Raw genomic sequence first — 16972 nt, forward strand, 5'->3', positions numbered from 1 at the left:
TACCGGCGAAACGTTACCGAGTTACATTTTTAACCGAGTCTCATACCGTCGGCCTCAGTCCCGGAAGCCCCTCCGCCAGCCGCCGGAACGCCCGCTCGGCGTCCCGCACCGCGTCCGGCGCCACCTCCTCGACCGGCTCCCCCGCCGCGATCCGCCGCCAGTTCTCCTGGGCGAGGATGCGCTGGACGGCGATGATCTGCCCGGCGGCCAGCCGCGCGTCCAGCCCGCCCCCGAGCGCCCCGGCGAGCGCCGCCTCCGACCGCTCCTGATGGGCGTACGCCCGCGCCACCAGGGACGGGGTGCCGTAGAGCAGGGTGTGGAAGGCCAGCACCTGCGGGTGGTCGTTCAGCCCGGTGACCGGATCGCGCCGCTCCAGGCCGGCCAGGAAGTTCCGGCGCAGCGCGTCCACCGGGTCGGCCACTTGGGCGACCACCCGCGCGGCCTCCGTCTCGTGGTCGGCGATCCGGTGCAGGACCAGGTCCTCCTTGGCCGGGAAGTACCGGAACAGGGTCGGCTTGGAGATCCCGGCCGCGGCGGCGATCTCCGCCACGGACACCGCGTCGAAGCCCCGCTCCAGGAACAGCCGTACGGCGATGTCCGACACGTCCTGGTACATCTGCCGCTTCTTGCGCTCGCGCAGGCCCATCTCACCCATGGGGGGAGCCTACGCAGCCGGGAGAGAACCGGGTCAGTCGCCGGTCCGGCCGGTGCGGGGTGCGGGGAGCGGCGCGGATTCCGTCAGTGACCGGGCCGTGCTCCACAGAAGGTCGAAGAACTCCCGCTTGCGGCTGATGGTGTCCCGCGCCCGCCGCCCGTCGCCCCAGCGCCAGCAGGTGAGCATCACCTCGTTGCCGATGAGGTCGACCACGGTCGTGCCGTTGCCGTCGGGCCACAGCACGACCTTGTCGTAGGAGCCCCGGCTCATGAAGCTGTCGTCGATCAGATACAGCTTCTCCCCCGGCGTGAAGTGCAGTACCCGGAACTCGACCGCCAGGGTCCCCTGCCGGCGGTCGCGCATCCGGAACCGCGCCTGCTTCAGGTCCCTCTCGTAGCGGCGGACCTGATCGTCCAGACTGGCGCGGAAAGCGGGCGAGTCGCAGGCGTGACCGTCGACCACCTGACCGGGCACGTCCATCCGCTGGAGGAAGTCGGGGACGAGGAACCGCACGGTCACCTCGCGCCGCTCGTTGGCGGGCAGGGCCTGGAGGGACTCCTTGAGGCTGGTGACGACGGTCTCCCCGGTGAAACACATGATGCGGAACTTGACCTTCTCCTTGTCCTGGAGCGCGCTGTGGAACTCCTCCAGCACCTGGCTCTGCAGGATCGGCACCCCGGCCACCGCGCTCTGGGCGTCACCGAGCCGGGAGAGCTGCTCGGTCAGGGCCCGGAGGGAGTCCCGCAGGCTCTCCGTGGTCTCCCGCTGGGTCTCATGCGCCGCGTTCAGCCGCTGCACCTCGCTGTACAGCAGGAAACCCACCAGGCTGAGCAGCGCCCCACCGATGTAGACGTTGTCCTGGAGCGCGTCGCCCACCGGCTTCACGAACTGAGCGATCAGGTTCACGCCGAACACGGCCAGCAGCACGATCTTCGACACCGTGCCCTCGGCCCGCGCCCAGCCGGCCGCCACCCTGTTCCGCAGAGTTCTCTCCGCCACCAAATCCCCCCGCCGGCAGGCGCGTTGCAACCGTACCGTTCATGGTGCCCGCTCGCAGGTCCGCTCAGGAAGAGGGGCGCACCGGACCCCGCTCAGCGCGAGATCAGTTCCAGCAGCGGCTGGTACGACCCCAGCACCACTTTCGCCCCGCCGTCGCGCATCCGCCGCCGCTTGAGGGCATTGCGCCCGATGCCGATGAACCGGACACCCGCCTGCTCCGCCGCCACGAAGTCCGTCGGGGTGTCCCCGATCATCACCGCCTCCTCCGGCGGCAGGCCCAGGCCCCGCAGGGCGCGGTGCAGGACGTCCGGGTGCGGCTTCATCAGGTCGGGGTCGGCGGCGCGGCCGTGGACGGCCGCGAAACTCGTCCGCAGGTTCCTGGCGCGCAGGTAGTCGTCGGCCGCGACCGCGGCGTTGTTGGTGACCACGGCCAGCCGGATGCCGCGCTCGGCCAGCCGTGCGACGAGCCCGTCCGCGCCGGGGGTGGGCAACGCGCTCCGGGCCGCGATCCGCTCGCCCTCGCCGACCTGCCGGTCCAGCCGCGCCACCAGGTCGCCCAGGTCCCGGTCCCGCCGCGCGCGGTGGACGGCGCGCAGCACCACGTGCGGGTCCTTGTCGGTGAGTTCGTCCGCGGAGAGGACGTCCAGCAGGCCGGCGGCCTCGACGGTGCTCCGCAGGGCCTTCGCCAGCGGCATGGAGCGGTCGTACGGGAACAACCGGCACAGCGGCCCGTCGAAGTCGAAGAGCACACAACCCGGGCCGGACCCGGCGCTCAGGAGTTCCCACGCCTCCCTGACGTCGTCGTACGCACCAGCCATGCCGTTCCATCCACTCCTCGGACGGGTCGCCCGCGCCGGGGACCCCGAACAGCCTCGGCGTCCGCGGTGCCGGGGGCAAGCCCCGACACACCCGGCCGGCCGCGTACGGCCTACCGTACGGGCCGGTCACCGCGGAGAACGTGCAGCAACGGCTCCAGCGACCGTACGACGTGCCCAGCGCCCGCCGCGCGCAGCGCTCTCGCCTTGCCTTCATGACGCGCGTACCCCAGGAACGGCACTCCGGCCGCGCGGGCGGCGGCCAGGTCCGAGGGGGCGTCGCCGAGCATCAGGGCCGTGGCGGGGGCGGCGCCCATCGCGTTCAGGGCGCGGTGCAGGCAGTGCGGGTGCGGCTTGAGGTGGTCCAGGTGCCGCGTGCGGCCGTACAGATGAGGGGCGAAGCAGCCGACGAGGCCCCGGGACTCCAGATAGGCGCGGACGGCGCAGGGCGAGTTGTTGGTCGTGACGGCCAGCCGGACACCGACGGCCGTCCAGGTGCGGATCAGCGGGTCGGCGTAGGGGGTCGGCAGCGCGCAGGCGACGGCCCGCAGCTCCTCCCGGGTGAGCCGTTCCTCCAGAGCGGCGACGAGGCCGCCGCCCGGCTGCCGGCGTGCCAGGGCGCGCAGGACGACCTGTGGGTCCGGCGTCTCGCGTTCGGACTCGGTGAGCAGCCCGCGCGGTCCCTGCCGCTCCAGCCATTCCACGAGGTCGACGGCCACCTGTTCGGCCCTGTGCGCGGCGAAGAGGCGGCAGATCGGCCCGTCGAAGTCCCACAGCACGACCCGGGCGGGGGCGACCAGTTCCCGGAGTTGCTCGATCTCTCTCGCGGCGGAAGGCGCGTCTGACGTCACTAGGAAAGTGTCAGGTCCGTGGTGATGGTTTCCCAGAGGGCGTCGAACCACTTCTGCGACTGCTCCACGAACGCCGCGTCCCGCTGCCCGGTCCGCTGGTCGAAGGAGAAGAGGAGGGATGTGGAGCCGAGCGTGTCGTACATCTCCAGCGTTCCGCACTCGGTGGCCTCCTCGCGGCGCGTGACCAGGTAGTACGCGTACAGCGCCTCCGTGCCGTTGAGCAGGTACAGCTTCACCGGCGGGGTGAACGGCAGGGCCCGGAAGCAGACGTGCGTGTCGATGTCGTGGGTGCTGCGCAGGGCCTGGATGTTGTACTGGAGCACCTGGCCCTGGGCGTTGCGCATCTGCAGCCAGCGCTGGTGGACGGCATCGCCGCCGGGGCCGGCGTCGACCGGGACCGGGAAGGCGAGGTCGATGTCCCGGGACGGGAGCAGGATCCGGACGTCGACCCGCTCGGGGCGGAGGCGCCCCTCGTGGATCAGGCGCAGCGGCTCGCCGAGGGCGGGGAGCAGGCTCTGCGCGGTCAGGCAGAGGGCGTCGATGCGCACGTGGGGCGCGGAGAACGCCTCGGCCAGCCGGGGGGCGAGGGCCACCATGGTCGGCTGCGGCTCCTCGTGCGCGGGAGCCGGCGCGGCGACCCGCGGTGGGCTGCCCTTGCTGACGACGCTGAGCAGGCCGTCCTCTCGCAGCGTCCGCAGCGCCTGCCGTACGGCACCGCGCTCCACGCCGAACTCCTCGGCCAGCTCGGCCTGGGTCGGCAGGCGCTCGCCCGCCTTCAGTTCACCGGTGCGGATGCGTTCCCGCAGGGTGCCGGTGATCTCCTGGGGGGTGAGCCTTCTGCTGTCCGTCACTGCCGCACGCTCCTGGGTCAGGTGGACAAACCACGACTCCGCGCCGTGCGGGCGGTCACGGAGTGAATACCAGATCCGAGCTGATCGTCTGCCACAGCGCGTCGAACCACTTCTGCGACTGCTCCACGAACGCCACGTCCCGCTGCCCGGCGGGCTGCTCGAAGGCGAACAGCATGGACCGGGTGCCGTCGGCGTCGTACAGCTCCACGTGCTCGTGTTCGATCTCCCGCTCGCTGCGCCCCAGCGTGTAGTACGCGAACAGCGCCTCCGCGCCGTTGAGCAGGTACAGCTTCACCGGCGGGGTGAACGGCAGGGCCCGGAAGCAGACCCGTACGTCGATGTCGTGCGAGCCGCGCAACGCCAGCAGGTTCTGTCGCAGCACCATGCCCTGGGCGTTGCGCTGGGCCAGCCAGCGCCGGTGCAGCAGGCCGCCGTCGTCGGCGTCCACCGGCGCCGGGAAGGCGAGGTCGATGTCCCGGCTCGGCAGCAGCAACCGGACGTCGATCCGGGCCGGCTGCAACTGCCCCGCGTGAATCCGCCGCAGCGGCTCGCCGATCGCCAGCGTGAGGGAGACCGAGGTCAGACAGAGCGCGTCGATCCGCACGTGCGGGGCGGCGAAGGCGGCGGCGATGCGCGGGGCGAGACCCACCATGGTGGGCTCCGGCGGCGCCGCGGGACCGGCCCGGGGGCGCGTCGGCCCCGGCGCCGCCGCCACGGTGGCGGGACTGCCCTTGGAGACGTTGGTGAGCAGGTGCTCCGACTGGAGGATGCGCAACGCCTGCCGCACGGCGCCCCGCTCGACACCGAACTCGTCGGCCAGCGCGGCCTGCGTGGGCATGCGCGCACCCGGCCGCAGCACCCCGGACCTGATCCGGCTGCGCAGTTCGTCGGCTATCTCGCGGTGGGACGAGCGGGGCCGCTGCGACCTCGTACGTCCACTGGCCAAGACGTGCTTCGGGTCCACGAGCGAACCGTACAACTTTTCGCCAGGTTCCTATAGTTGTGCGTCAGATGGTTACCGGACACTTCCAACCGGGCGCCGTGTTGCCTAACTTGGTGACCAAGTCCTCCGACGTGGTCGGAGTCAGCGACGGTTGGCCGGGGGTCCTCTCCGGAGGGGAGCCGGACGCCCGGCACGGCACAGCCACAACTGAAGACGGGCACCATCGCACAGCCACAACTGAACAGCTCGCTACGGATACACCGTCAGTGTCGCCGGAAGGGAGAGCTGCGGCGAGGGTCCGGGCAGCACAGCCGCCCGGACGGGCACACCGGGGCGTCGGCCTCCTCGGAGGCGGCGCCCTCTCGTGCGCCCACGCTCGCCCCGTCCGCGGCCGGTCGCGTCACGTCACGTCAGCAGGTCGTCCACCTGTGCCTCGCCGACCCGGTACCGCCGCGCGATCTCCCCGCTGCAGTCGTCGGCCGTACGCTGCAACCGCTGCCGGCACCGCGAGACCTCCTGCTCGTAACACACCAGTCTCCCCATCCCGGCGGTCAGTTCGGGATCGGTGCGCGCCGTCAGGTCGGACAGCTCGACCTCGCCGAGCATCTCGGCGGCCAGCCGCCGGTACTCCTCGTTGTGCGGGGTGCCCAGCGTGACATGGCGGGCCGAGGAGCGCTGTCTGGCCGGGGCGTCCTGGAGGATCTCCGGGAGCCGGTCGACCACCGAGCCGTCGGCCGGCGCCGGCAGGGACGTCCGGCCGCGCCGGCCCAACTCCGCGCGCAGGATGTCGATCCGCCCCTGCAACAGGCGCCGCACATAACTGAGGTCCGCCTCGTCACGCTGGGCGTCCCGGCGCAGGGCGCGCAGCTCGGGCAGGCTCAGCCGGGCCAGGTCGTGCTCGGGCGGCTCGGCCCGCAGCGCCGCGCCCGCGGGGCCGTCGGCGCGCTGCGCGGGCGGCCGGTGCGTCCCCTGCGTTCCCGGCCGCCCGCTGGTACTCGGTGTGCTCATCTGCTTGTGACCGTCCCCTCGACCGGCGTGTGGAAGCATGGTGCCACCCCAACTGGCCGCAATGTGACCGAGTCCCCCCGAACGGCCCTAGATGGGGGGTAACGGAGCCATATTGGGCCCCCTGCGGACGGGCGCCGAGCACCGGGCATGATGGTCCGCATGCGTGCGGTGGTGCAGAGGGTGGACGGCGCGAGCGTCGTCGTGGACGGCGAGACGGTGGGCGCGATCGAGGGCGAGGGGCTGTGCGTCCTCGTCGGTGTGACCCATGAGGACACCAAGGAGAAGGCGGCCCAGCTGGCCCGCAAGCTGTGGTCGGTCCGCATGCTGCACGACGAGAGGTCGTGCAGTGACATCGCCGCCCCGCTGCTGGTGATCAGCCAGTTCACCCTCTACGGCGACGCCCGCAAGGGCCGCCGTCCGACCTGGAACGCGGCGGCCCCCGCGGACATCGCCGAGCCGCTGGTCGACGAGGTGGTGGCCCAGCTGCGCGCCCTGGGCGCGACAGTGGCGACGGGCCGGTTCGGCGCGCAGATGAGGGTGTCCCTGACAAACGACGGCCCGTTCACCGTGCTGCTGGAGATCTGAGCGCCCCCAGGGGCCACTCAGGAACCGCGCGGCCGGCCATGACGGACCCGCCGGCCGGGCGACCCGCCGGACCGCGACGGCGCCGCGGGACGGCCCGCGCGGCGCAGCGCTACGGCTCGACCACGACCTCCTGCGCGGCTGCCGTCTCGCCGGCCAGGAGCCTGGCGTCGACCGGCACGTTCCGCTTGATCAGCGCCAGCGCCACCGGGCCCAGCTCGTGGTGCCGTACCGACGTCGTCACGAAGCCGATCTTGCGGCCTTCCGGGCCCTCGTCCGCGAGCCGGATCCCGGTACCGGCCACCGGCAGATGGACGTCGCTGCCGTCCAGGTGCAGGAAGACCAGCCGGCGCGGCGGCTTGCCCAGGTTCTGCACCCGGGCGACCGTCTCCTGACCCCGGTAGCAGCCCTTCTGGAGGTGCACCGCCGTGCCGATCCAGCCCAGCTCGTGCGGGATGGTGCGGTGGTCGGTCTCGAAGCCGAGGCGGGGGCGGTGGTGCTCCACCCGCAGTGCCTCGTGCGCGAGGAGCCCGGCCGCGGGACCGTGGCTCGCGGCGAAGGACTCCAGGCCGGCGCGCGGCAGGAACAGGTCCCGGCCGTACGCCGTCTCGCGTACGACGACGCCCTCCGGCACCTCGGCGATGGACCCGGCGGGCAGCTGGACGACCGCGTACTCGGCGGTCCGGTCGGCCACCTCCACCCGGTAGAAGAACTTCATCGACTCCAGGTACGCGATCAGTGCGTCCTGGGTGTCGGGCTCCACGTGCGCCCATACGGTCGTACCGTCGTCCACGAGATACAGCGCGTGCTCGATGTGCCCGTGCGCGGAGAGGATCAGGGCCTCGGCGGCCTCTCCCACGGGCAGTTCGCTGACGTGCTGGGTGAGCAGCAGGTGCAGCCAGCTCAGCCGGTCCTCGCCGGTGACGGTGACGACACCGCGGTGCGAGAGGTCGACGAAACCGTTGCCGTCGGCGAGTGCGCGCTGCTCACGGAACAAGTCGCCGTAATGGGCGGCGACACCTTCGTCCACGCCCTCGGCGGGGACGGCGCCGGGCAGGGACAGCAGGGGGCTCTTCATATGGCAAGCCTACGACGTGGTACTTGAACCCTTCCGGGAGCAGTCCTGGCACCGGCCGAAGATCGCGAAGTGCTTCATGTCCGTGTCGAACCCGAACTGCTCCCGCAGCTTGGCCGTGAACTCCGCGGCCACCTCCACGTCCGCCTCGATGACGTCCTCGCAGTCCCGGCAGACCAGGTGCAGGTGGTGGTGACGGTCGGCGAGGTGATAGGTGGGCGCACCGTGCCCGAGGTGGGCGTGGCTGACCAGGCCCAGCTCCTCCAGCAGCTCCAGCGTCCGGTAGACGGTGGAAATGTTGACCCCCGACGCCGTCTTCCTCACTTCCACGAGGATGTCGTCGGGGGTCGCGTGTTCAAGGGTGTCGACGGCTTCGAGGACAAGCTGTCGCTGCGGCGTCAGCCGGTAGCCGCGCTGCCTGAGGTCGCTCTTCCAATCGGTGGTCACCACACCGCCGAGTCTAGGACTACTTGAAGAAGGCGATGCCGTCGTCCGGCATATCGTCCGGCAGGGCCTTGGCCCAGCGCTCGACGTCCTCCGGGGTGACGACCTTCTTCAGCTGGGCCGACATGTAGGGGCGCAGCGGGACCTCGGGGGTCTGCTTCTCGCCGACCCACATCAGGTCGCTCTTCACGTACCCGTACAGCCGCTTGCCGCCGCTGTACGGCTGGGAGGCGGCGGTGCGGGCGACGGCGTCCGTCACCAGGTCGATCTGCGGCTTCTTGTCGGCCATCTCGCCGTACCAGATCTCGATGACACCGTCGTCGCGGGTCATCGTGACCTCGACCTTGCGGTCGGCGTCGATCCGCCAGAAACCGGACTCCGTCTCCAGTGGGCGGACCTTGTTGCCGTCTTTGTCCAGCACCCAGGTGCGGGAGTGGTACTCCAGGAAGTCCCGGCCGTCGTGGCCGAAGGTGACCTCCTGTCCGAAGTTGCACTTCTCCGAGCCGGGGAAGTCGTGCACGCCCGCGCCGGCCCATGTGCCGAGCAGAAAGGCGAGGGGGACGAGGTCCTTGTGCAGGTCGGACGGGATCTCGATCATGAGCGGAAGCTTTCCTGGATGGGGGTCAGCGCTGGCCCTGGTACAGCTTCTTCACGGTCAGGAACGCGAAGGCGAGCACGCCGACGCAGACCAGGACCAGCAGGGTTTCGAAGAAGATCTCCACGGGTGCTCCTTGAGCGAGGGTGGTCATACGACAGAGCCGCAGCCCAGCTTACGCGGCTGGGTCACGACCCTCCTGACGAGGTCTGCTCAGACGAGCAGCTCGCTCTGCAAGCGGATTACGCTTCGGTCATGGCGAAGAAGCTCGTGATCAAGGTGACGGCAGGGGCGGACGCCCCCGAGCGCTGCTCGCAGGCGTTCACGGTGGCGGCGGTTGCGGTGGCCAGTGGGGTGGAGGTCTCGCTGTGGCTGACCGGGGAGTCGTCGTGGTTCGCGCTGCCCGGGCGGGCCGCCGAGTTCGAGCTGCCGCACGCCGCGCCGCTGCCGGACCTGCTCGATTCGATCCTGGCCGCCGGACGCGTCACGCTGTGCACGCAGTGCGCCGCCCGCCGGGAGATCACCGAGAAGGACGTCATCGAGGGCGTACGGATCGCGGGCGCCCAGGTCTTCGTCCAGGAGGCACTGGGGGACGAGACGCAGGCGCTCGTCTACTGAGCCGGTCGGAACGGCCGGTCGGAACGGTAGGCGGGAACGGCAGGTCGGAACGCTAGGCGGGAACGGCAGGTCGGAACGGCCGGTCGCACGGCCCCTGAGCCGCCGGAAAACCTTACGGCCTCGGACGTTTCTTGCCGTCCAGTTCGTCCCACCACTCGTCCGACTTCGGGTCGCCGGAGGGGTCGTCCCACCAGCGGTCCTCCGGGCCCCGCCGGTTGGCGACCATCGCGGCGACCGGCGGGATGAGCATGGCCACGACGCACAGGCCCACGGCGGCCGGGACGGACCAGATGCGCACGACCGCCCAGGCCAGGACGAAGAGACCGATGCAGGTCCCCATCATGGCGAAGTAGATGTGCCGTCGCCGGGCGTACATGGTTCCAGGGTAGGTCCGGCGGCCCCTGTCACAACTGATCCACAATCCCCGCACGGCCGGGCGCCGCAGGGTTACCGTGGCGTATCCGTATCCGGACTCCGCTTCCGTCACCGACCCGGGGGAACCACCACATGCGAGCCCTGCGAATACTCCTGATCGTCGTCGTGATCCTGGGCGCGCTGTTCGTCATCGTGGACCGGGTCGCGGTGCACTTCGCGGAGGGCGAGGCCGCGGACAAGCTGAAGACGAGCGAGAACCTGGCCGCGACCCCGGACGTGGACATCAAGGGCTTCCCCTTCCTCACCCAGGTCGCCGGCGGCTCCCTGGACGACGTCGAGGTCGGCATCAAGAGCTACGACGCGGCCACCGGCAAGGCGGGCCAGACCATCCGGGTCGACGACCTCAAGGCCGACATGAAGGGTGTCGAGTTCTCCGGCGACTACAGCTCCGCCACCGCGGCCACCGCGACCGGAACCGCGACGATCTCCTACGCCGAGTTGCTGAAGACCGCGAAGTCCGAGCCGACCGAGGTCGCCCCCGGGGTCACGGCCAAGGTCGTCGGCCTCTCCGACGGCGGCAACGGGAAGATCAAGGTGGCCGTGGAGGGCACCGTGTCGTCCCTCGGCATCAAGCGGACGGTGTCCGTGCTCAGCTCGGTGAGCGTGGTGAACGACAAGGTCGAGGTCCACGCGGACTCGCTGCCCCAGCTGGGCGCCGCCGCGATCGCCGAGGACCGCATCCGCACGATCACCGACTTCCAGCAGGCCGTCGACCAGCTGCCCGGCGGCATCAAGCTGGACAAGGTGCAGGCCGCGCCGGACGGCGTGGAGATCAGCGTCAAGGGTTCCGGCGTCAGGCTGGCGGGGTAGGGGCCGGGAAACGCCCGCAGGACACCGGCTGTCCGACTGGCGAGACGGCCCTGTCCGCACCGTAGATGCCCCGAGGCGCCCGAGCGTCCGGAGGTCCCGCGAGGACCCTCCGGACGCTTTTCTCGTCCCACTATGCGGACGATCGGATCTCGCCATCTGACACACCGGTGACACGCCCGCCCGGACATCCCTACGATCGACCGCATGCGGTATCCGACGAGCGTCCTCCAGCCGCGGGGACAGGCGAATCTCACGAAGCGGCGGGCAGTCGACCTGTGCCGCGTCGCCGCCATGCTCTGTCGCCCCTTCTGAGCGAAAGTCCCCGACTTCCGCATCTCACCCCCTGCCCTGCTGGAAGGGCCCCCGTGTGCCGCCCGGCAACCGAGCGCGCACCCGCTCCACTCGCACACCCCGCCGCAACTGCCCCGGAGGAGAAAGAGCATGAGCCGCACCGACGTCCTGGTCGATGCCGACTGGCTGCAGGAGCACCTGGACGACCCGGCCATCGCCATCGTCGAGGTCGACGAGGACACGTCCGCCTACGAGAAGAACCACATCAAGAACGCGATCCGCATCGACTGGACCAAGGACCTCCAGGACCCGGTCCGCCGTGACTTCATCGACCAGGAGGGCTTCGAGAAGCTCCTGTCGGAGAAGGGCATCGCCAACGACCACACGGTCGTCCTCTACGGCGGCAACAACAACTGGTTCGCGTCGTACGCCTACTGGTACTTCAAGCTCTACGGCCACGAGAACGTCAAGCTGCTCGACGGTGGCCGCAAGAAGTGGGAGCTGGACGCCCGCGAGCTGGTCGCCGGCGACGAGGTGCCGGAGCGCCCGAAGACGGACTACCGGGCCAAGCCGCAGGACACCTCGATCCGCGCCTTCCGCGACGACGTCGTGGCCGCGATCGGCTCCCAGAACCTGGTCGACGTGCGCTCCCCCGACGAGTTCTCCGGCAAGCTGCTCGCCCCGGCCCACCTCCCGCAGGAGCAGTCGCAGCGGCCGGGCCACGTCCCGTCGGCCCGCAACATCCCGTGGTCGAAGAACGCCAACGACGACGGCACGTTCAAGTCGGACGACGAGCTGAAGGAGCTCTACGCCGCGGAGAGCGTGGACCTCGCCAAGGACACGATCGCCTACTGCCGCATCGGTGAGCGCTCGGCCCTGACCTGGTTCGTGCTGCACGAGCTGCTGGGCGTGGAGAACGTCAAGAACTACGACGGCTCCTGGACCGAGTACGGCTCCCTCGTCGGCGTGCCGATCGAGCTCGGCGCCAACAAGTAAGTCCCGTAACCCATCCCGACCGACCTCCCGGTCAGACCCCTCTGGAGAAACAGCATGTGCGGAGCGAAGGCCGGCGGCCCGGACGCCTCGACGATCAAGCCCGGTGAGACCACGATCCAGGGTCAGGTGACCCGCGACGGCGAGCCGGTGACGGGTTACGTCCGTCTCCTGGACTCGACCGGCGAGTTCACGGCGGAGGTCCCCACCTCCGCGACCGGCCAGTTCCGCTTCTACGCGGCCGAGGGCACGTGGACCGTCCGCGCCCTGGTGCCGGGCGGGACCGCGGACCGCACGGTGGTCGCCCAGCAGGGCGGGCTCGCCGAGGTCGCGATCGCGGTCTGAGCGGGCCGAAGAGGGCTCGGTGACGAGCTGAAGGGCCGTATCCCCTGGGTTGGACGCCAGTGGGGGTGCGGCCCTTCGGCTGTCCGCCGGGCCCGTCAACAGCGCCCCCGGGCGCTCGCGAGCATGACCGCCGCGAGCAGCGCGCCGACACAGAGGGCGATGAGCATCCCGCTCATGGCCGCCCCGTCCCACCGGCGCCCGGAGCGGCGCACGGGACGCGGACCGCGCCGGGGCACGGGCCGGGCGCCCGCCGTCCCACGCGCCTCATGCCCGCCGTACGCGCCGGGGTGAAACGGCGGAAGCGCGTAGGCGGGCCACTGATCCGCCCGGCCTCCCGGCCGCGTGTGCTCCCGTTGCGCCCGCCGGCACGCCTCGTACGGCAGATCCCCGGCCGTCACGCGAGGTGCTCCTTGCGCTGGTGCTGGCGCAGCAGCACGTTCGCGTCACTCTCGGCGCTGCGGTCGTGCGCCTCCCGGGAGGCCTCCCGCCGCTCCGCCAGCTCCAGACAGGAGGCGCAGCCGGGGACCGGACGCGGCGGCCTGCTCGCGTCGTCCAGGGGCGCGGGCAGCGACGGCAGTGTCCGGGCCCGGTGGTTGACGGCCCGGACGGTCGCGCCGATCCGCTCCCGGTCCGTGGCCGGCCGCACCGCCCCCGGATCGGCCTGCCACTCCACTCCCCCGCCGACGGGCCGCAGCAGCACGTAGGGACCGGCGCGGTCCCGGTACTCGCCGACCTTGTCGGTGACGGGGTCGTAGAGGAGGCGTCCGGGCTCGTAGGGCTCCGACGTCGTTGCCATCACTGGCCAGCTCCTTTCCATGAACACCTGAACGCAGCGCGTACGTGGAGCTACGCTGCGTGTTCGGATACCCACGAGCATGACGCATCAAAATGGCGTTTGGGCTGGTGAGGGGCCCAAATTCAACGCGGGGCCGACCAAATTCAACAAATTCAACGGGAGCACGATGCCGCAGCGACTGGTGGTCACGGGGCGGAGTCAGGAGCCGAGGGGACGGTTCGCCGAGGAATTACGGCACCTGCGGAGCGAGCGCGGACTGAGCCTGCGGGACCTCGCGAAGGAGGTGGGGTGGGACTCGTCCCTGTTCAGCAAGATGGAGAGCGGGCAGACACTGGGCGGCCCCGAGGTCGTACAGGCGCTGGACCAGTACTACGGGACACCGGGTTTGCTGGTGACGCTGTGGGAGTTGGCGCTGGCGGACCCGACTCAGTTCAAGGAGCAGTACCGGCGGTACATGGTGCTGGAGTCGGAGGCGGTCAGCCTCTGGCACTACGGCGTGAGCAGGCCGCCGGGACTTCTGCAGACCGATGCGTACGCACGCGAAGCGTTGGCGGCGGGTGGGATCAAGGGAAAGGAGCTGGATCAGCAGGTCGAAGCCCGCATCGGTCGCCGGGAGTTGCTGGAGGGAGGCGAGGCGCCGCCGTTCCGCAGCATCCTCTCCGAGGCCGTCCTGCGAACACCGTTGCCCAACCGGGGCGAGTGGCGGGAGCAACTGGAGCACTTGGTGGAAATGTCGGAGCGCCCGAACATCACCCTTCAAGTACTGCCGTTCTGTACCAGTTTTCATGGCCTCGCAAGCACGGACCTGATGTTCCTCCGGCTGCTGGACACCCGTACCGTGGCATACGCCGAGAACGACGTACACGGCGAACTGATCCCAGAACCAAGCAAGGTTGAGCGTCTCCAGCGCGCTTATGATGCGGTGCGCGATACAGCCCTGTCCCCGGCCGGATCGCGGAAGTTCATCCTGCGGATGTTGGAGGAAGCGACGTGCGAGCCATCGATCTCAGCAACGTGACGTGGCGCAAGAGCAGCTACAGCAACTCCGACGGCGGCCAGTGCCTCGAAGTCTCCGACGGCTTCCCCTCCCTCGTTCCCGTCCGAGACAGCAAGGCCCCCGCGCGCGGAGCGCTCGTCTTCCAGGCCGCCGCCTGGGCGGCCTTCGTCGACGGCGTCAAGCGCGACGCCTGACTAACCCAGCGCCCGCCCCAGCACCCACACCACCGGTGCCGCCGCCGACAGGGGCAGGGCCACACCCGCCGTGAAGTGGACGAAGCGGGACGGGTAGTCGTAGCTCGCCACCCGGTGGCCGATCAGCGCGCAGGCTCCGGCGGCGCCGCCGAGCAGCGCTCCCTTCGTCCCGAAGCCGGTCATGCCGCCCACGGCGATGCCCGCGCCGGCCGCCGCCAGCAGGGCGACCACCACCGACGCGGGGGCCGGCAGGGGCAGGGCGCGGGCCAGTACGGCCACCGCCACCGCCACCGCGCCCACCGACACCGCGTGCGGGTCTGCGGCCAGGAAGCCCGTCGCCATGACCGCGAGCGCGGCCGAGGCGACCGTCGCCATCAGGCCGTACATCCGCTCGTCCGGCGAGGCGTGCGAGCGCAGCTGGAGGACGAGGGAGAGCAGGACCCACAGGCCGAGCGAACCGAGGATGGCCACCAGGGCGTGGTCGCGGCCGACGGCCAGGACCGCCACGTCGGCCGTCAGCGCGCCCGCGAACGCCAGCGCGATGCCCTGCCGGGCGGGCCACATGCCGTTCAGCCGGAACCAGCCCGCGGCCGTCACGGCCTGGAGCAGCACCAGCGGTACGACGAGGGCGTAGAAGGCGACGGGGGCCGAGGCGGCGAGGAGCAGGCCCAGCGCGGCGGTGAGCAGCGCCGGCTGCATGCCGGGCCCGATGATCGGGGAACGGCCCTCCAGGCGCGCCCGCTGGGCATCGGTGATCCGCGCGTTGCCGGCGAGGGTGGCGGGACCGTAGACGGGTCCGGCGGAGTCCGCGGCCGGTTCGGCCACCGGTTCGGGTGCCTGCGCGGACGCGGGCGCGGGCGTCGGCTCCGGGGCGGACGCGTACGGCTCCGGCGCGTACGCCCCGTGCCGGTACGCCTCGTCCCCGTACGACTCACCGAACTGCTGCTGCGGCTCGTACTGCGCCTGCCGCTGCCCCTGCCCGTACGGCGACCGATGCTGCGGCTGCGGCTGCTGCGGCTCGTACTGCGCCTGCTGCTGCCCCTGCCCGTACTGCGACTGCTGCGGCTGCGGCTGCTGGTACTGCGCCTGCTGCTGCCCCTGCTCGTACTGCGACTGCTGCGGGTGCTGCGGCTGCTGGTACGGCTGCTGGTACTGCGGTTCCTGATGGTGGGGCTGCTGGTACGGCTGCTGCTCCTGCCGCGGCAGGTACGCCGTCTCCGCCGCCCGCACCGGCGCGTGCGTCTGCGTCTCCCAGGTCTGGCCCTGCCACTGCTGGGTGAGTTCCGGATCGTGGCCGGACTGCTGCCCGTACTGCGGCTCCTGGCCGGGCCCGTACTGCGGCTCCTGGCCGGGCCAGTGCTGCTGCTGGTAGGGGTCGTAACCCTCGTAGGGGCCGCCCTGATACGGCTGGTCGGTCATCGCTCACCCTCCTGCGAACGGCGGGAGCACCTCGACCGTGCCGCCCTCGGCCAGCCGTACCGTCTCATGTGCGCGGGTCCCGACGGGGTCGCCGTCGATGAGGAAAGAGCAGCGCTGCAGCACCCGCGTGAGTTCACCGGGGTGTCGCGCGCGCACGGCGGCCAGCGCGCCGGCCAGCGTGTCCGCCTCGTACGGCTCCTCGGCGACCTGGGCCGCGGCCTTGGCGGCGGCCCAGTAGCGCACCGTGACCTTGGGCATCTCGATCCTCAATCGACGGCAGGGAAAGAAAATCTGTGCGGGGCAAGGCTAGCCCGCCGCCGACGCCGCCCAGTCCCCGATCCGGGCCATCAGGGCGTCGTCCGCCGCGTGCTCCGCGTGCCCCATGCCCGGTTCGATCCAGAGTTCGCCGTGGTCGCCGGCCGCCTCGGCGAGCATCCGGGGGTGGTCGAGCGGGAAGTAGCCGTCGCGGTCGCCGTGGACGATGAGGAGCGGGGTCGGGGCCAGCCGGGAGACCGCCTCCACCGGTGGCAGGGGCACCGGGTCCCAGTCGCGGCGGTGGATGCGCGTACGCAGCCCGTACCGGCCGACCAGGCGGCCCTCGGGGCGGGTGACCAGCCAGTGCAGGCGGCGCATGGGGGCCGTGCCCCGGTAGTACCAGCGGGCCGGCGCGCTCACCGAGACCACCGCGTCGACCGTTCCGGGGTGCAGGGCCCCGTGCCGCAGGACCACCGAGCCGCCCATGGAGAAGCCGACCGTCACCACGCGTGCGTGCCCGAATCCGCGGGCCCACTCCACGGCGGCGGCGAGGTCCAGCACCTCCTTGTCGCCGACCGTGGACCGGCCACCGGAGCGTCCGTGGCCGCGGAAGGAGAAGGTGACGACCGCGCCGTAACCGCGCAGGACGCCGGCCACCCGTCGTACGTGTGGCCGGTCCACGTCCCCGGTGAAGCCGTGCGCGACCACGAACACCAGGTCACGGGAGGGAAAAGAGGCGGCATCCGGCGCGTGCGGAGACGCTTCGTATACAACGGCGCCCGGATCGTATACGGAATCGACCGGAATTCCGTCTGGCGTGCACAGGAACGTCCGGATAGCGCCCCGTCTGCCTGTCTCGCGATGCGGACGAACGGTGGAACGTGCCACATGACCTGCCGGTCGGTTGCTCATGTGGGCTATTCTGCTGGCAGAGGACTCGGGCAGCGTAGCCCCCGGGTCCTTTCGTGCTTTCGGAAGCGTTGTATACACAGCGGGAAACC

Annotated in this window: 24 protein-coding genes; 8 read left to right on the plus strand and 16 right to left on the minus strand. The window is 71.1% G+C overall.

Going from position 1 to position 16972, the window contains the following annotated elements; genetic code table 11:
* Positions 1–40 precede the first annotated feature (40 nt).
* The 7 genes from ACIGYR_RS32090 to ACIGYR_RS32120 all read right to left on the minus strand — a co-directional run bounded on the left by ACIGYR_RS32090 (position 41) and on the right by ACIGYR_RS32120 (position 6122).
* Positions 41–655 carry a TetR family transcriptional regulator gene (locus ACIGYR_RS32090; protein WP_399605871.1) on the minus strand — a complete coding sequence of 205 codons (615 nt, stop codon included), beginning with the start codon at positions 653–655 and terminating at the stop codon, positions 41–43.
* Positions 656–688: 33 nt separating this feature from the next.
* On the minus strand, positions 689–1654 hold the full coding sequence (locus ACIGYR_RS32095; RefSeq protein WP_399605868.1) for an ATP/GTP-binding protein: 966 nt from the start codon (positions 1652–1654) through the stop codon (positions 689–691).
* Positions 1655–1746: 92 nt separating this feature from the next.
* Positions 1747–2472, minus strand: coding sequence for an HAD family hydrolase (locus ACIGYR_RS32100; RefSeq protein ID WP_399605866.1), 726 nt, complete (start codon positions 2470–2472; stop codon positions 1747–1749).
* Between the two features lie 110 nt (positions 2473–2582).
* Positions 2583–3320: an HAD family hydrolase gene (locus ACIGYR_RS32105; RefSeq protein ID WP_399605863.1), complete on the minus strand. Its 738-nt coding sequence runs from the start codon at positions 3318–3320 to the stop codon at positions 2583–2585.
* Positions 3320–4171, minus strand: a complete 852-nt coding sequence (locus tag ACIGYR_RS32110; protein WP_399605860.1) for a winged helix-turn-helix domain-containing protein — start codon at positions 4169–4171, stop codon at positions 3320–3322. Before ACIGYR_RS32110 ends, ACIGYR_RS32105 begins: the two co-directional genes overlap by 1 nt.
* Before the next feature lie 55 nt (positions 4172–4226).
* The gene (locus ACIGYR_RS32115) at positions 4227–5135 is read right to left on the minus strand and encodes a winged helix-turn-helix domain-containing protein (RefSeq protein WP_399605859.1); all 909 of its coding nucleotides are present in this window, start codon (positions 5133–5135) and stop codon (positions 4227–4229) included.
* 384 nt (positions 5136–5519) lie between these two features.
* Complete coding sequence (locus ACIGYR_RS32120) at positions 5520–6122, minus strand: aerial mycelium formation protein (RefSeq protein ID WP_399605857.1); 603 nt, start codon at positions 6120–6122, stop codon at positions 5520–5522.
* Positions 6123–6281: 159 nt separating this feature from the next.
* Here ACIGYR_RS32120 and dtd point away from each other — a divergent pair, with 159 nt between their 5' ends.
* Positions 6282–6707: a D-aminoacyl-tRNA deacylase gene (dtd, locus tag ACIGYR_RS32125; protein WP_391846417.1), complete on the plus strand. Its 426-nt coding sequence runs from the start codon at positions 6282–6284 to the stop codon at positions 6705–6707.
* Between the two features lie 109 nt (positions 6708–6816).
* On the opposite strand, the gene ACIGYR_RS32130 is transcribed toward dtd, so the two are convergent.
* Genes ACIGYR_RS32130 through ACIGYR_RS32140 form a run of 3 tightly spaced genes read right to left on the minus strand, consistent with a single transcriptional unit; the run spans position 6817 to position 8821 of the window.
* On the minus strand, positions 6817–7782 hold the full coding sequence (locus tag ACIGYR_RS32130) for a YgfZ/GcvT domain-containing protein (protein ID WP_399605855.1): 966 nt from the start codon (positions 7780–7782) through the stop codon (positions 6817–6819).
* A gap of 9 nt (positions 7783–7791) precedes the next feature.
* Positions 7792–8229 carry a Fur family transcriptional regulator gene (locus ACIGYR_RS32135; RefSeq protein ID WP_399605853.1) on the minus strand — a complete coding sequence of 146 codons (438 nt, stop codon included), beginning with the start codon at positions 8227–8229 and terminating at the stop codon, positions 7792–7794.
* 16 nt (positions 8230–8245) lie between these two features.
* A complete protein-coding gene (locus ACIGYR_RS32140; protein ID WP_391846411.1) occupies positions 8246–8821 on the minus strand; it encodes an FABP family protein in 576 nt (191 codons plus the stop codon).
* A 252-nt stretch (positions 8822–9073) separates the two neighbouring features.
* Here ACIGYR_RS32140 and ACIGYR_RS32145 point away from each other — a divergent pair, with 252 nt between their 5' ends.
* On the plus strand, positions 9074–9436 hold the full coding sequence (locus tag ACIGYR_RS32145; protein WP_399605849.1) for a DsrE family protein: 363 nt from the start codon (positions 9074–9076) through the stop codon (positions 9434–9436).
* Positions 9437–9548: 112 nt separating this feature from the next.
* Here the strand turns inward: ACIGYR_RS32145 and ACIGYR_RS32150 are convergent, their stop codons facing one another.
* Positions 9549–9812 (minus strand): DUF3099 domain-containing protein, encoded by a 264-nt coding sequence (locus ACIGYR_RS32150; RefSeq protein ID WP_391846407.1) that lies wholly within the window; start codon positions 9810–9812, stop codon positions 9549–9551.
* A gap of 131 nt (positions 9813–9943) precedes the next feature.
* Here ACIGYR_RS32150 and ACIGYR_RS32155 point away from each other — a divergent pair, with 131 nt between their 5' ends.
* The 4 genes from ACIGYR_RS32155 to ACIGYR_RS32170 all read left to right on the plus strand — a co-directional run bounded on the left by ACIGYR_RS32155 (position 9944) and on the right by ACIGYR_RS32170 (position 12310).
* Positions 9944–10681: a DUF2993 domain-containing protein gene (locus ACIGYR_RS32155; RefSeq protein WP_391846406.1), complete on the plus strand. Its 738-nt coding sequence runs from the start codon at positions 9944–9946 to the stop codon at positions 10679–10681.
* Positions 10682–10885: 204 nt separating this feature from the next.
* Positions 10886–10993 carry an Ms5788A family Cys-rich leader peptide gene (locus ACIGYR_RS32160; protein WP_391846404.1) on the plus strand — a complete coding sequence of 36 codons (108 nt, stop codon included), beginning with the start codon at positions 10886–10888 and terminating at the stop codon, positions 10991–10993.
* 129 nt (positions 10994–11122) lie between these two features.
* Positions 11123–11968, plus strand: a complete 846-nt coding sequence (locus ACIGYR_RS32165; RefSeq protein WP_399605845.1) for a sulfurtransferase — start codon at positions 11123–11125, stop codon at positions 11966–11968.
* A 54-nt stretch (positions 11969–12022) separates the two neighbouring features.
* Positions 12023–12310, plus strand: a complete 288-nt coding sequence (locus ACIGYR_RS32170; protein WP_004986406.1) for a DUF1416 domain-containing protein — start codon at positions 12023–12025, stop codon at positions 12308–12310.
* A gap of 95 nt (positions 12311–12405) precedes the next feature.
* Here ACIGYR_RS32170 and ACIGYR_RS32175 read toward each other — a convergent pair whose 3' ends face one another.
* The gene (locus tag ACIGYR_RS32175; protein WP_399605843.1) at positions 12406–12708 is read right to left on the minus strand and encodes a hypothetical protein; all 303 of its coding nucleotides are present in this window, start codon (positions 12706–12708) and stop codon (positions 12406–12408) included.
* Positions 12705–13106: a hypothetical protein gene (locus ACIGYR_RS32180; protein ID WP_399605840.1), complete on the minus strand. Its 402-nt coding sequence runs from the start codon at positions 13104–13106 to the stop codon at positions 12705–12707. Before ACIGYR_RS32180 ends, ACIGYR_RS32175 begins: the two co-directional genes overlap by 4 nt.
* Before the next feature lie 166 nt (positions 13107–13272).
* Here ACIGYR_RS32180 and ACIGYR_RS32185 point away from each other — a divergent pair, with 166 nt between their 5' ends.
* Together ACIGYR_RS32185 and ACIGYR_RS32190 are read left to right on the plus strand one after the other, a co-directional pair.
* Entirely contained in the window at positions 13273–14124 is an 852-nt protein-coding gene (locus ACIGYR_RS32185; RefSeq protein ID WP_399606349.1) for a helix-turn-helix domain-containing protein, read from the plus strand.
* Positions 14097–14297 carry a DUF397 domain-containing protein gene (locus tag ACIGYR_RS32190; RefSeq protein ID WP_399605838.1) on the plus strand — a complete coding sequence of 67 codons (201 nt, stop codon included), beginning with the start codon at positions 14097–14099 and terminating at the stop codon, positions 14295–14297. The genes ACIGYR_RS32185 and ACIGYR_RS32190 overlap by 28 nt, the downstream gene beginning before the upstream one ends.
* Here the strand turns inward: ACIGYR_RS32190 and ACIGYR_RS32195 are convergent, their stop codons facing one another.
* From ACIGYR_RS32195 to ACIGYR_RS32205, 3 genes are read right to left on the minus strand one after another with little or no spacing between them, the layout of a single operon-like run.
* On the minus strand, positions 14298–15716 hold the full coding sequence (locus ACIGYR_RS32195) for a hypothetical protein (RefSeq protein WP_399605835.1): 1419 nt from the start codon (positions 15714–15716) through the stop codon (positions 14298–14300).
* Between the two features lie 3 nt (positions 15717–15719).
* Entirely contained in the window at positions 15720–15974 is a 255-nt protein-coding gene (locus ACIGYR_RS32200; protein WP_030744385.1) for a MoaD/ThiS family protein, read from the minus strand.
* A 48-nt stretch (positions 15975–16022) separates the two neighbouring features.
* Positions 16023–16883: an alpha/beta hydrolase gene (locus ACIGYR_RS32205; RefSeq protein WP_399605831.1), complete on the minus strand. Its 861-nt coding sequence runs from the start codon at positions 16881–16883 to the stop codon at positions 16023–16025.
* Positions 16884–16972 lie beyond the last annotated feature (89 nt).

It is taken from the genome of Streptomyces sp. NPDC053076, from assembly GCF_044546845.1.
In the GTDB taxonomy this organism is placed as follows: Bacteria; Actinomycetota; Actinomycetes; order Streptomycetales; family Streptomycetaceae; genus Streptomyces.

Bases quoted from the DNA above. Each gene is read 5' to 3' on its own strand.
- ACIGYR_RS32170 (WP_004986406.1), top strand. From the start codon at position 12,023: ATGTGCGGAGCGAAGGCCGGCGGCCCGGACGCCTCGACGATCAAGCCC.
- ACIGYR_RS32195 (WP_399605835.1), bottom strand. From the start codon at position 15,716: ATGACCGACCAGCCGTATCAGGGCGGCCCCTACGAGGGTTACGACCCC.
- ACIGYR_RS32120 (WP_399605857.1), bottom strand. From the start codon at position 6,122: ATGAGCACACCGAGTACCAGCGGGCGGCCGGGAACGCAGGGGACGCAC.
- ACIGYR_RS32145 (WP_399605849.1), top strand. From the start codon at position 9,074: ATGGCGAAGAAGCTCGTGATCAAGGTGACGGCAGGGGCGGACGCCCCC.
- ACIGYR_RS32185 (WP_399606349.1), top strand. From the start codon at position 13,273: ATGCCGCAGCGACTGGTGGTCACGGGGCGGAGTCAGGAGCCGAGGGGA.
- dtd (WP_391846417.1), top strand. From the start codon at position 6,282: ATGCGTGCGGTGGTGCAGAGGGTGGACGGCGCGAGCGTCGTCGTGGAC.
- ACIGYR_RS32100 (WP_399605866.1), bottom strand. From the start codon at position 2,472: ATGGCTGGTGCGTACGACGACGTCAGGGAGGCGTGGGAACTCCTGAGC.
- ACIGYR_RS32150 (WP_391846407.1), bottom strand. From the start codon at position 9,812: ATGTACGCCCGGCGACGGCACATCTACTTCGCCATGATGGGGACCTGC.
- ACIGYR_RS32155 (WP_391846406.1), top strand. From the start codon at position 9,944: ATGCGAGCCCTGCGAATACTCCTGATCGTCGTCGTGATCCTGGGCGCG.
- ACIGYR_RS32160 (WP_391846404.1), top strand. From the start codon at position 10,886: ATGCGGTATCCGACGAGCGTCCTCCAGCCGCGGGGACAGGCGAATCTC.
- ACIGYR_RS32130 (WP_399605855.1), bottom strand. From the start codon at position 7,782: ATGAAGAGCCCCCTGCTGTCCCTGCCCGGCGCCGTCCCCGCCGAGGGC.
- ACIGYR_RS32140 (WP_391846411.1), bottom strand. From the start codon at position 8,821: ATGATCGAGATCCCGTCCGACCTGCACAAGGACCTCGTCCCCCTCGCC.
- ACIGYR_RS32180 (WP_399605840.1), bottom strand. From the start codon at position 13,106: ATGGCAACGACGTCGGAGCCCTACGAGCCCGGACGCCTCCTCTACGAC.
- ACIGYR_RS32200 (WP_030744385.1), bottom strand. From the start codon at position 15,974: ATGCCCAAGGTCACGGTGCGCTACTGGGCCGCCGCCAAGGCCGCGGCC.
- ACIGYR_RS32090 (WP_399605871.1), bottom strand. From the start codon at position 655: ATGGGTGAGATGGGCCTGCGCGAGCGCAAGAAGCGGCAGATGTACCAG.
- ACIGYR_RS32205 (WP_399605831.1), bottom strand. From the start codon at position 16,883: ATGAGCAACCGACCGGCAGGTCATGTGGCACGTTCCACCGTTCGTCCG.
- ACIGYR_RS32165 (WP_399605845.1), top strand. From the start codon at position 11,123: ATGAGCCGCACCGACGTCCTGGTCGATGCCGACTGGCTGCAGGAGCAC.